General features: G+C 45.7%; 10 protein-coding genes and 2 pseudogenes. 7 read left to right on the top strand and 5 right to left on the bottom strand.

The features are described from left to right. Positions 1-17 precede the first annotated feature (17 nt). Together E0E16_RS04045 and E0E16_RS04040 are read right to left on the bottom strand one after the other, a co-directional pair. Entirely contained in the window at positions 18-1,505 is a 1,488-nt protein-coding gene (locus E0E16_RS04045; RefSeq protein ID WP_130829013.1) for a hypothetical protein, read from the bottom strand. Positions 1,506-1,799: 294 nt separating this feature from the next. Continuing rightward, positions 1,800-2,027 (bottom strand): HU family DNA-binding protein, encoded by a 228-nt coding sequence (locus E0E16_RS04040; protein WP_165444188.1) that lies wholly within the window; start codon positions 2,025-2,027, stop codon positions 1,800-1,802. Positions 2,028-2,480: 453 nt separating this feature from the next. Between E0E16_RS04040 and E0E16_RS04035 the strand changes: the two genes are divergently transcribed. From E0E16_RS04035 to E0E16_RS04010, 6 genes are read left to right on the top strand one after another with little or no spacing between them, the layout of a single operon-like run. Beyond that, on the top strand, positions 2,481-3,095 hold the full coding sequence (locus tag E0E16_RS04035) for a TetR/AcrR family transcriptional regulator (protein WP_007175325.1): 615 nt from the start codon (positions 2,481-2,483) through the stop codon (positions 3,093-3,095). A 27-nt stretch (positions 3,096-3,122) separates the two neighbouring features. Then, entirely contained in the window at positions 3,123-4,910 is a 1,788-nt protein-coding gene (locus E0E16_RS04030) for an ABC transporter ATP-binding protein (protein ID WP_130829011.1), read from the top strand. After that, the gene (locus E0E16_RS04025; RefSeq protein ID WP_130829009.1) at positions 4,907-6,670 is read left to right on the top strand and encodes an ABC transporter ATP-binding protein; all 1,764 of its coding nucleotides are present in this window, start codon (positions 4,907-4,909) and stop codon (positions 6,668-6,670) included. Before E0E16_RS04030 ends, E0E16_RS04025 begins: the two co-directional genes overlap by 4 nt. Positions 6,671-6,682: 12 nt before the next feature. Further along, on the top strand, positions 6,683-9,058 hold the full coding sequence (locus tag E0E16_RS04020) for an efflux RND transporter permease subunit (RefSeq protein ID WP_116617353.1): 2,376 nt from the start codon (positions 6,683-6,685) through the stop codon (positions 9,056-9,058). A gap of 10 nt (positions 9,059-9,068) precedes the next feature. After that, positions 9,069-9,848, top strand: a complete 780-nt coding sequence (locus tag E0E16_RS04015) for an outer membrane lipoprotein-sorting protein (protein ID WP_116617352.1) — start codon at positions 9,069-9,071, stop codon at positions 9,846-9,848. 1 nt (position 9,849) lies between these two features. Then, positions 9,850-11,205, top strand: coding sequence for a DUF1302 family protein (locus E0E16_RS04010; RefSeq protein ID WP_130829007.1), 1,356 nt, complete (start codon positions 9,850-9,852; stop codon positions 11,203-11,205). Between the two features lie 27 nt (positions 11,206-11,232). Here the strand turns inward: E0E16_RS04010 and E0E16_RS04005 are convergent. Beyond that, positions 11,233-11,466 (bottom strand): annotated as a pseudogene (locus E0E16_RS04005) (Arm DNA-binding domain-containing protein); the annotation flags it as partial. A gap of 29 nt (positions 11,467-11,495) precedes the next feature. Between E0E16_RS04005 and E0E16_RS14225 the strand changes: the two are divergent. After that, positions 11,496-11,618: a hypothetical protein gene (locus E0E16_RS14225; protein WP_255418138.1), complete on the top strand. Its 123-nt coding sequence runs from the start codon at positions 11,496-11,498 to the stop codon at positions 11,616-11,618. A 551-nt stretch (positions 11,619-12,169) separates the two neighbouring features. Here the strand turns inward: E0E16_RS14225 and E0E16_RS04000 are convergent. Further along, positions 12,170-13,015 (bottom strand): IS3 family transposase, encoded by an 846-nt coding sequence (locus E0E16_RS04000; protein ID WP_255418106.1) that lies wholly within the window; start codon positions 13,013-13,015, stop codon positions 12,170-12,172. Between the two features lie 32 nt (positions 13,016-13,047). Next, positions 13,048-13,235: pseudogene (locus tag E0E16_RS13890) on the bottom strand (hypothetical protein); the annotation flags it as partial.

Genomic DNA, 13,235 nt, shown 5'->3' with positions numbered 1-13,235 from the left:
CTTGACTTATCAATTCTTTATTCTTTATTCTTTGTTCTATCGTAGGCTGCTAACATCTGGAGTACACTCATATTAGCCAAATTGAAAGTTTCGGGATTTTCTTTAATTATTTCCTTAAATGATGGTATCTGTTGTCCCCAATTTATATTGGAACAAGTACAATAACGTTCCAATGTCATTGCAACAAATACTGATGCTGGATAAGTTTCTCCACTATCCGTTTTACAAGCAAAGACCACTGTTTCTTCAAAAAAATCCTTCAATCTATAATGGTATCTTCCTTTTTCTGCCCGTATTTCTGTTGTAAGCAATAAAATACAAATATCTTGAATCTTTATTTGACACAGAACTTCCATTTTCTTTTTGGTTATGTATGGCTTATGATACAGAAGGCAGCTGTGTAACAATTCTAATAAATTCCAGTCTCTTGCTTTCAGTTTATTGAGCTGCAAATCCTTTGTTATATGAAGAGTGTCAAAGAGATTCTTTAGTTTTTTCAACACCTCTAAGTGTTCTTCCTTTTCTCTTTCTTTTATTATATCATTACTTAGTACAAAATCTATCTTGATGTTATTAAATAAAAAATGTTTGGCACGATATGCTTCTAAGAGAAAATCTAAATCAACAAGGCGATGTATAAAACTCTGTGTCAGGTTGATTTGTATTTTTCCGATACATCCCTCTTCATCAAGAAAGATTTCTATACTATCTCCAACAATAATAGAAGTTTTGCCTGACTGGTATTTTGCTTTTACCATCTTATAATAAATTCGCTCTCCAATTCTTATGGTAGCTTCACGCTCTGTCATAAAAGACAGTTTGCATGGTCCTTCCTTGAATGGCAATATTCCGTTTGCTGTTTTGGCATAAAGATACCTATAAGATGAAGTAATTTGATTCCATGGATTTTTGTTGTTCTCTACAATAACGGTAAATTCAAATTGCCGTCCTAATTGTTCATCGGTTAAGTCCTGTATGGATGGAAGTTCTTTGGCATATCTGACACTAACTTGTTTACCTAAATCGTCATAAAAAGTAAAAAGAGACTTCTCTAACTCTTTTATCTTGTTAGGCATTGGGGATAATTCTATGGTTGTTTTTGTCTGCCCCTTTCCTTTCTCAAGCAATTCTTTCAATTTAACAATAGGCAAACAAGTATAATACCCTTTCTTTTCAAATCCCCCTGCTTCATGTTCCCGAAGACACACAACAAAAAATAGGACACCCTTGTCGTTATAGAAATTTCGCAAATCTGCCATTTCCGCACGGTATTTCATATTCCCTTTAGGGAAAGACTTTATATTATGTCCTTTTACTTGTACAGGGATTTTCCCCAGTAAATTGTTCTTTTCTCCACTTGAATTGGAATATAAGAAAATATTACCATCCCATGATGGTGTCCTATCATTATCATCAATATATGGAAACATCCGTTTCGACTTGCGAATTTCTGTTTTTATGAAATCTACAGCTTCCCCTTCTATCCATTTTGAATTTCCTGCCATATAGATATTGATTGTCGTTGTTTGAAATCAATGCAAAGTGCGTACCAACAATATCTTTATTATCGAATCTGCCATTTTTTGCAGTGTCATAACTACCGTAAGGACATATCAAACACCTTCCTGTATAAGATTTGACATTTTCTGTTTGAAAACAAAACAGGCGCAAGCTCTATTTCGAAACAGACCTTGCACCATACAAATTAGAGAGTTATAAAAAACTTTCGGTTACGGGTTGATGATTGCTCCACCGCCCGAAGAAGAATCATCCGAGGCGACTTCGCCTTTCCTTTCCTCTCACTCGATGTCCACAACCGCCAGTCTACGCACGGCACGGCAGCCGCCACCTGTGCCCCCCCTCGTGCCGCCTCCACGGAAGCGGGTTTCGGGAATGAAGCGCACACGCACGCTGTTGATGAGTGCGGCGGTTACTTCCTTTTCTGTTGCCACGCCGTTATTGTTCGTCGCAGCCGTGAAGTAGAATGAGCCTATGCCGCCGAGTCTCACCGAGCAGCCCTGTGCCATATACTCCGCCCTTCACGTTAGCGACCACTGCCAAAAGCTATTTAGATGAGATCTCTGCATAAGTCCCCTGACTGGGGGGATATAACTTATTGGTAGGCAGATATTGTGTTTCTGGCAAAATGGAGTTTTGCAGAGGCCTCGGATAATATTGTATCCGCTTTCAGAGTTGCACACTACGACACGACTGTCTAATTAGAGATTACTTTCTGTGAGAGGGTACTATTATAATTTATGCCCATTATAAAATACCCACTTTTAAGTATTGCGAAACTTGTTCACACCTCGTACCTTTGCAGCAAAGAAAATACAAGAGTATGATCAAACGAAAGTACCATATTATATATATGGATATACACCCCTCCACTATCGAAGCGCACTGTTCAAGAAAAGAACAGTGCGTTTTTTTTATGAACAAAATTGAACAACGTTCACTATTAACCCTTTACCCTAATTATGCAAACTCTGAAAGATGATATTCGGCAGCGCATCATCGCTACCGCCCGTGCAGAATTTATCGCACATGGTGTACGCTGCACCTCCATCCGCACAGTGGCTCGCAAGTCAGGTGTCGCTGTAGGAAACCTATACAATTACTTTAAGAGCAAGGACGAACTGTTTTGCGAGGTGCTGCGGCCTCTCACCAAGGCATTGAACAAACACATCCTGTCGCACAATGACGAAAAGTTCCTGTCGATAGACGTGTTCAACATGCGGCAACACCAAATAGATTACATCTTTGCCATGCTTGCCATCATCAAAGACTTTCGTCCAGAGCTTCGACTACTCCTATTCAACTCGGAGGGTACGTCGCTACAAGGATATAAAGACAAGATGGTGGACAGACAGATGAAAGTGGGTATGGAATACCTGCGACTGATGAAAGAACGCTATCCACATCTCAACGCCAACATTTCGCCATTCTTGGTTCACATCAATTGCTCTACATGGATAACCGTTTTCTGCGAGATTGTAGAACACGAAGATTACAGCGACGAGGATATCAAAGTTGCCTTGGAACAGTACATGGACTTTAGCATGGCAGGTTGGAAAGCATTACTGAAACCATAAGGACTAAATTTTAAAAGACAATAATATATGATGAAGACTCTCAAACGTTTAGGAGCTTACATGGGAGGGCGCAAATACTTGCTGCCATGCTCCGTAGCACTGTCGGCAGTCAACGGACTGCTGTCGCTTGTCCCGTTCATACTTTTGTGGCTCGTGGTGCGCACACTACTAATCGCCAAGGGCAACCTCTCAAACACACCCCTTATAGACTATGCCCTATGGGCTTTTGTCATATCGGTGGCAAACGTGTTGCTCTACTTTTTGGCACTGATGCTCTCTCATCTTGCAGCATTCCGTATCGAAACCAACATGAGGCGCAAAGCGATGCAACGACTGATGCGTGCACCATTGGGTTATCTCGATGAACAAAACACGGGACGTATGCGCAAAATCATTGATGAGGATTCGGGACAGACACATACTTTCGTGGCACACCTGCTACCCGATGTGGCGAGCTGCATCGTTGCTCCGATAGGTGTTATCGTACTGTTATTCGCTGTGGATTGGCAGTTGGGTACGGCTGCAATGATACCTCTCATTGGTGCGATAGGCATTATGGGATATATGATGAACCCGAAGAACAACCAATTTCAAAGGCTCTACCTTGATGCGCAGGAGAAGATGGGGGCAGAGGCAGTGGAATATGTCAGAGGTATTCCCGTGGTCAAGGTATTCCAGCAGACAGTCTTCTCATTCAAACGTTTCTACGATAGCATTATCAGCTACCGCGACCTTGTCATCAAGTGTACGCTTGTGTGGCGCACGCCAATGTCATTTTATATACTTGCTATCAATGCCTTTGCCTTCATCCTCGTTCCTACTGCTATTATCCTGATAGGACTCGGTGGAGATACAAGCACAATTATCGCCAACGTGATACTTTATGTGGTGATTGCACCGCTCATCGCTTCCAACGTGATGAAAGCCATGTATCTCAGTCAGGATCTATTCATGGCAAACGAGGCTGTGGAACGATTAGAGCAGCTCACTGATATTGCACCGCTCTCGCAGCACGACGAGCCAAAACGTGCAGAAGCGTATGACATTCGTTTCAACAACGTTTCGTTTCGATATGAGGGAGCGGAGAAAGATGCAGTGAGTCATATCAACCTTACCATTCCCGAAGGAAAGACGGTTGCATTCGTAGGAGCGTCAGGCAGCGGAAAGACCACCATAGCAAGATTGATACCCCGTTTTTGGGACGTGCGTCATGGCAGCGTTACCATAGGAGGCATAGACGTGAGGGATATGCGCAAGGACGAGCTGATGCGCAACGTGTCGTTCGTCTTCCAAAACACCCGTCTGTTCAAAACTTCGCTCATCGAAAACCTACGTTACGGCAATCCTGATGCAACGACTGAACAGATCAACCGTGCCATCGACCTCTCACAAAGTCGTGAGATTATCGACCGGCTACCACAGGGATTGGATACCGTTATCGGTGCTGAAGGTACTTATCTTTCGGGAGGTGAGCAGCAGCGTATTGTTCTTGCCCGTGCCATTCTGAAAGATGCCCCTATCGTCGTGCTCGATGAGGCGACTGCCTTTGCCGACCCCGAAAACGAACAGCTTATCCGTAAGGCGCTGGCACATCTCACACAAGGAAAGACCGTGCTGATGATAGCTCATAGACTTACCACTGTGCAGGATGCCGATAGTATCGTAGTTGTGGACAACGGCAAGATTGTCGAACAGGGAACGCACAAGGAACTATTGAGTGAGGAAAAGTATTACCACCGTATGTGGAATGAATATCAACAATCCGTTTCGTGGAAAATATCATCTATTAAAAGTCATAAAGTCATAAAGTCATGATTAAATATTTTCAAAACCGTTTCGCTCTTACGGAAAAAGGGGCAAAAGACTTGCGCCAAGGCATCATCTTTTCGACACTGCTCAACCTTGTGCTAATGCTGCCACCCACTTATTTGTTTTTCTTCCTGATGGAGTATCTCGATAATATGACAATGAATGCCCCTCATACGTTGTGGTTTTATCTCCTCATGGCAGCAGGGCTTATGGTCGTGATGCTCGTCGTGATTCGTCGGCAATACGACAGCACCTATACCACCGTATATAATGAGAGTGCGCAACGCCGTATCTCCTTAGCCGAGAAACTGCGCCGTTTACCTCTCGCCTTCTTTGGTGAGCGCAATCTCTCCGACCTCACTGCCACTATGATGGAAGACTGCACACAATTGGAAACAACGTTCTCGCACGCCATTCCCCAACTGTTTGCTTCTGTGGTAAGCATTGTCATTATCGCAGCGGGAATGTTCTGTTACGACTGGCGATTAGCCATCGCTGTGTTTTGGGTCGTGCCATTTGCCTTGGTGGTGCTGTTGGTTTCACGAAATCGAATGGACAAGGCTTTTACACGTATCTACCACATCAAGCGTGGCGTGAGCGAACAGATACAAGAAGGACTGGAGTGTGTGCAGGAAATCAAGTCGTACAATGGCGAGGACGAATATAACCAGTGGTTCGACCAGCGATTAAAAACATTGGAAAAAGGACTTGTTGCCGGTGAACTCTTGATAAGTGTGTTTGTCAACATCTCCGCTGTACTGCTTAAACTGGGCATGTCTACCGTCATCGTTGTAGGCGCATGGATGCTTCAGCGTGGCGACGTGTCGATGTTCGTCTATTTGGCGTTCCTCCTTGTTTCGGCAATGGTTTATAATCCTATTCTTGAAGTATGCAATCACCTTGCTATTCTTACTTTTCTCGATGTGCGTATCAAGCGAATGAAAGAGATGGAGGCAATGCCCATACAGACGGGCGACACCAAGGTGGAAGTTTCAAACTATGACATTGAGTTCCACAACGTCAGCTTTTCCTACGAAACAGACAAGCAGGTGCTTCACAATGTTTCATTCACTGCCCGACAAGGCGAGATAACCGCACTCGTTGGTCCATCTGGTGGTGGTAAGAGTACCACTGCCAAGCTCGCTGCACGTTTTTGGGATATCAATAGTGGGAAGATAACGCTGGGCGGACACGACATCTCGGGCATAGAACCAGAGACGTTGCTCAAAAATTACGCCGTAGTGTTCCAAGACGTGATGCTCTTCAATGCCTCTGTTGCCGACAACATACGCATAGGAAAGCGCGACGCCACCGATGAGGAAGTAAGGCATGTGGCGCGATTGGCACAGTGCGATGAATTCGTCCGTCGTATGCCACAAGGCTACGACACGGTGATAGGCGAAAATGGAGAAACCCTTTCGGGTGGGGAGCGGCAGCGTATCTCCATAGCCCGTGCACTCTTAAAAGATGCTCCTGTCATCCTCTTGGACGAAGCAACCGCCAGCCTTGATGCCGAGAACGAGACAAAGATTCAGGCTGGTATCTCAGAACTGGTGCGCAACAAGACTGTCATCATCATTGCGCACCGCATGCGCACCGTATTGGGTGCCGACCACATCATAGTACTCTCTGGCGGAACAGTCGTGGAACAGGGTACACCCGATGAACTAATGGCACACAATGGGACTTTTGCACAAATGGTAAGACTGCAACAAGAAACTACTTCAAAAAACATCTCATCAGAAAAAGAAACAGAAACAAAATAAAAGGAAACAATCATGAAAATCGAAAAAATCAACAACCTTTTCAGGCAGCTGGCGAACTGGATTTTGCGCCATCGGCTTGTTGTGGGTGTGCTGTTTGCGGTGGTCATCGCCTTTTCGCTCGTTGGAGCCAAGCGCATCGTGGTAAGAACTTCATTCGATGACTATTTCCTAAGCGACGACCCTATACTGCTCAAGACCAACGAGTTCAAGTCTATCTTTGGAAACGACTACTATGTGGCAGTATTGGTAAAGAATAAGGACATCTTCTCCAACCGCAGTCTCACACTCATTCGTGAGCTGAGCAACGAACTGAAAGATAGTTTGTCGTATGCCGACAAGGTAACATCGCTCACCGACCTTGAGTTTGCCTCTGGTACGGAAGAAGGTATGACCATAGAGCAGATTGTACCCGAGCAAATTCCATCGGATGCCGCGGGACTGAAAGAAATCAAGCGCAAGGCTTACAGCAAACCCTATCTGGCAAAGAAAATGGTATCGACCGATGGAAAGATGACATGGATCATGGTAAAGCTGCGTCCCTTCCCTGCCGACAGTGTGTGGAAGAAGACGAGCGACATGGCTCCCGACATGATTACTGGCAGGGAAGCTGGACATATCATAGGCAAGGAGAAATATGCAGAACTGTCGCCCGCTGCTGCGGGAATGCCTTATCTGAGCTATGAGAAGGTGGTCTATCTTAAGGGCGAAATGGGACGATTGTTCCTCTTCGCATTTATCATCTCTATTGTAGTAATGCTCATTGTAACTCGTTCGCTACGTGGAGTAATAGCACCGTTGCTCACCTCTGTCTTAGGACTGCTCATCAGCTTTGGCATCATCGGCTGGACAGGCATCTATATCGACATGACAACCATGATGATAGCCGTCATTCTCACCTTTGCTTGCTCCATTGCCTACAACATCCACCTGTACAACTTCTTCAAGACGCGCTTCGTAGAGACAGGTAGGCGCAGGCAATCCATCATCGATGCGATGGGCGAGACTGGTTGGGGCGTATCGCTCTCGGCACTCACCACCGTGGCTGCCATGATGACATTCCTTTCCATGAACATCGTACCCATGCAAGCAATTGGTCTCAATACATCAATCAGTCTGCTCGCCGTATTGCTAACCTGCCTTTTCATCACTCCCCTTCTGTTGTCGTTTGGCAAAGATAGAAAACCAGCCGCCAACATGTCGAAGAGCTTCGAGGGCTATATTGGCAATCGGTTTGAGCAATTCGGAAGTTTTGTGATATGCCATCATCGGGGCATTGTCGCTTTGTCGGTGGTGCTGACAATTTTCTGTGGCATCGGGCTCTTCTTCATCGAGCCAGCATTCGACATTGAGAAGACGATGGGGAGAAAAGTGCCTTACGTCAACAAATTCCTCAACCTTTGTGAAACGGAACTCGGCTCCATGTATGCCTACGATTTGATGATTACGCTACCGCACGACAACGATGCCAAGAAACCAAGAAATCTGCAGAAGCTCGACCTATTATCAAAAATTGCTGATGGCTACAAGCTAACTAAACGTCACAACTCCATCACTGACATTGTGAAAGACATGAATTGCACTCTAAACGGAAACAAGCAGCAATTTTACACTATTCCCAACAATGCCGATATGGTAGCACAGTTGCTTTTACTATACGAAAATGCTGGAGGAACGGAGTCGGAATACTGGATGGACTACAACTACAAACGGCTAAGGCTACAAATAGAACTGAAAGACTACAACTCCAACGAGGCGGAAAAAGAAATGAACAACCTTCAGGCGGAGGCACGCCGTCTCTTCCCCGATGCACACGTCTCGGTGGTGGGGAATATTCCGCAATTCACCGTCATGCAGCAGTATGTGGAGCGAGGACAGATGTGGTCGATGATGCTGTCGGTATTGGTGATCGGCATAATCCTCGTTCTGATTTTTGGAAACTGGAAAGTGGGACTCGTAGGTATGATACCCAACATTGCCCCTGCCATCATCGTGGGTGGAATGATGGGCTGGCTTGGCTACCCACTTGACATGATGACCGCCTCGCTCATACCAATGGTGCTGGGTATAGCCGTCGATGATACCATTCACTTCATCAACCACAGCCATGTGGCATACGAAAGATGCGGCAACTACGAAACAGCCATCAACCGCACCTTCCGCACCGAAGGACTTGCCATTGTGATGTCCACGGTCGTCATCTCGGCTACATTCATGGGCTTCGTCTTCTCCGATGCCACACAGATGAGCAACTGGGGCATACTGGCAGTAGCTGGCATGGTATCGGCTTTGTTGGCTGACCTCTTCCTCACGCCTATCCTCATAGACTATCTCCACATATTCAAGCAAGAGAAAGCAAACATTAACAACAACATTCAAAATAACAATTAAACCCTAAAGTATGAAAACAAGAAATTTTACATTACTGCTCATCGCTCTGTTGGCAATTGGCAGCGCACAGGCAGCAGGGCTGTCTGGTAGGGACATTATGCAAAAAGTAAAGAACCGACCTGATGGCGACACACGCTACGCTACCGTAGAGATGACGCTCATTCAGCGAAGTGGACACAAACGCATCAGAAAACTCAAGTCATGGGCTATGGACGTAGGCAAGGACACAAAGAAAATTATGTTCTTCACTTATCCCGGAGATGTGAAGGGAACAGGATTCCTCACATGGGACTACGACAATCCACGCAAGGTGGACGACAAGTGGCTCTATCTGCCTGCCATGAAAAAGACAAGACGCATTAGTGGTAAGTCGTCGAAGACCGACTACTTCATGGGTAGCGACTTTACCTACAACGACATGAGTATGCGCAATGTGGACGAGGAAAAACACCAGCTCCTGCGAGAAGAAAACTTAGGCGGACATAGATGCTGGGTGGTACAGTCGATTCCCAATGACAAGGACGAAATCTATACACGTCGAGTAACGTGGATAAGACAAGACTGTTTGATGGCTGTCAAGGCTGAATACTACGATAAACTGAACAAGCTACACCGCCGTCTTACCATTTCCAACATTGATAAAGTGCAAGGCTTTTGGACTATGCACCTTATGCAGATGGAAAACGTGCAGACAGGACACAAGACCATCATTCGTATGAACAACCAGCGGTTCAATGTGCGAGTGTCGCCCAATCTCTTCACCGTTTCCAAATTGGAGAAAGGACTCTGATATGAACCTACTCCGATTATGTATGCTCCTGCTTGTGCCGATGCTCTCGGCACAGGCATCAGCCCAAATCGACACGCTGCAAACAGAGAGCGACACCATTGTTTGTGAAGATACCATTATCAGTTTGGAAAACACTGTTGCTGGTTCGGAAGAAGTTTTGGAAGAAACATTCGAAACTACCGACGACAACGCTTTGCAGGTGCAGGTGAAAGGTTTCCTTGATACCTATCACGCTGTAAGGACAGAGGAAAAAGCCGACTGGATGGCATCGAGGACTCGGGCGCGAGGAGAACTGAAACTTGAAAAAGGGGCGGCTTCGCTCTTTGTGTCGCTGAACGCTATCTACAACGGAATACTCAAAGAGCGCACGGGACTGGAGCTGCGCGAGGCTTATCTCGCCTATGCAAAGGGTAATCTTGACCTGCGTGTGGGACGACAGATTGTGGTATGGGGGGTGGCAGATGCGCTGCGACTTACCGACTGCGTGTCGCCGTTCGACTACACAGAATTTCTTGCACAAGACTATGACGATATTCGTATGCCTGTCAATGCCCTGCGTGCTAAGTACACAATGGGAGCGGTTACGCTCGAGGCGGTGTGCAATCCTGTAGCCGATTTCTTCATACTGCCCACAGATGAGCGCAATCCATGGGCAATACGCCTTTCGTCCTCACCATTGCCCTATACGATAGACTTGGAAAGTGGAAAGCCAGAGAAACGACTGAAGAATATGGAGTTTGGTGGACGCATAACCGTAAACCAAAGCGGAGTGGATTTCTCTGTGAGTGCCTTGCGGACGTGGAACAAACAGCCTGCCTTTTGTCCTGAACTGTCGGCTAATGGGAAATCGCTTTGCATAGTCGGGAAGTACCATCGCATGACTATGCTCGGTGCCGATTGCTCACTGCCCATAGGTAAGTTCGTTGTCCGTGCCGAAATAGCCGACTATATAGGCGAGGCGCAGAGTGTAGGCTTGGGACAGAATACCGTGCAGCGCAACTCCCTCAACGCCCTTGCAGGACTTGATTGGTATCCGGGCAACGATTGGAATGTAAGTCTTCAATACTGCCACAAATACACTTCGGGCAATCTTGACGGACTTTCTGCCTACCGCAATGCTGGACTTGCCACCGCACGGCTCGCCAAAGAACTGCTGCGCAACACGCTGAAACTCTCCACCTTTGCCTACATTGATGTAACAAACGGCGGCATCTTCAATCGTTTCTCGGCTTCCTATTCTCTTAACGACCAAATCGAACTCACCGCTGGCTACGACTATTTCCATGCCGACAAAGGCAAGTTTCAAATGTACAGTAAGAACTCCGAAGCATGGGTAAAGATGAAGTACAGTTTCTGAAATACGTTGCGAATAAAGAATCGATGTAGACTGATAGGCTGACTGGATGGACAGCAGCAAGTTCTCCAACCTGCCATTCACTTCCATTGCTTCACGGCTCTTGCCGTCCATTCTGCTTTCACGAGGATTCCACAAATCGGGATTGCAGGACAACTTGCAACTAAACTGTGCAATACTCCTTCCAAGTGTGATACGCCCCATAATCGGAGCCTTGCCCGACTTATCAAGACCGCTCTTTTTAAGGTAGAGCAACACCTTCATTTTTTTGTTTTCATACGCTTTGATGTTTTGTGGCAAAATCAGCAAATTCAAAGCGTTCCTCACTTATGCAGAAAACTGCCGACCGCAGCAACAGCCACACGAGCGAAAATAATTCAGTTACCGAACATTGCTCCATCGTTACCTATGACTAAATCGGGTAACGGTTTGGTAACTGAACTTCTGCCTAAATCTGCACATTATGACCCTTTTTGAAAAGAGCACTTCTATGCAAATTATTCCGTTTCCTGCTCATTATCAGTCTGTTTACACCAACTTCGATATTTCTTCATTTTCGCTGATTAGTTGCACTTCAATTCATGACCTTTTGCATTGCAAAAGCTTACCTTTTGGAACGCGAAAGCTAAGCTTTGGATAAACGAATGAAGAATATTTAGGACACCATTGGATAATGATATGTCTTTTCCTGAATTCACTTGTCAGATCTGACGATGTTTTTCTGTTTTACTTGTCAAATATTTTCTTATTTACTGAATGACTTGACATTAACATTATATAGTTTAAATTTGAAGTCAGTGCACTTGTATAAAAGAAGATGGACAACACCTAAGTTCCGTCATATTTTCGGCAAGGTCTTAGGGGGCTCGATGCCCCCTGGGACCTTTGGTGAAGATGGCATAAGACCGTCGTTCGCCATATTTTCGGCGTTCCAAAGATACGTTATATTTTTCTTTTTTGCAAGCATTTATCTCTTTTTCCAAAGATTTCTCCCGGGCTGTTCGCCTCTATAGACATCCATCGGACATTTCATTCCTATGCTCATATGCGGTCGTCTGTTGTTGTAGAAGGCTATTGCCTTGGAGATTTCCATATTGGCCTGGTCATAATCTCGGTACATCTCCTGCTGGTAAATCCACTCAACCTTAAAGGTTCCATTCGTCCTTTCCGCCACAGGATTGTCCGTAGGATTGTACCGTTCTGTCATACTAACCCTGATATGGTGGCACATAAGAGTTTCAACATATAGGTGGCAGGCATATTGCGAACCCCTGTCAGAGTGGTGTATCGTTCCGCAGAGGTTGCCTTCTCCGGCTGCCTTAACTGCCATTAGCAATGCCTCCTTCGTATTTATAGCCTCCATGGTTTCGGATAAGCACCAGCCTATGACAGCATGTGAGTAAACATCTGTAATGAGATGGAGGTACAGGACGTTGCCGTAAATCCAAACGTAGGTTATGTCGGCTGCCCAAATGTGGTTAGCATACATTGCCGTAACACCTTGTACAAGATTAGGATACTTCCTATAAGGATGATTGGAGTCCGTTGTACGTCTTCGCTTGTTCTTGGGAAGCATAAGTCCTTCTGAAGCAAGTAGTTTTAAGAAGGAGTCGCGACCATGAGTAACATCTTCACCTAGCTCCGACTTGAGGAGGACGTGCAGTTTCACACCGCCTATCCCGGGACAGCAGGCACGATAGTAGAGTACATTGTCAACTATCAGTTTACGCCTTTGCCGCTCAGAAATCACAAGCTTGCTGCTTGCGTAATACCACTGGCGTTTCTTGCCAAACAGCCCACAGAGGAATTCCACGGATACACCGGGAAACTCCTCACGCAGCGCCGTTACTGTTTGGCACCATCTTTTTTTAAGATGCTGATACCCTCCTCGGATTCGGCTATCTCTATGAGTTTCTCATAGGCACGGCTGCGCATCTTCTCCAAAGACAATGCGTGTTGGAGGTTCACTATCTTCTGGCGCAATATCTCATTGTCTGTCAAATTCGTTTCTTTATGAGCCATACGATACCTCT

Source organism: Prevotella rectalis (assembly GCF_900607215.1).
GTDB classification, from domain to species: domain Bacteria; phylum Bacteroidota; class Bacteroidia; order Bacteroidales; family Bacteroidaceae; genus Prevotella; species Prevotella brunnea.
Note: the sequence above shows the minus strand (reverse complement) of the source record. Positions and strands in the feature narration are given on the sequence as shown.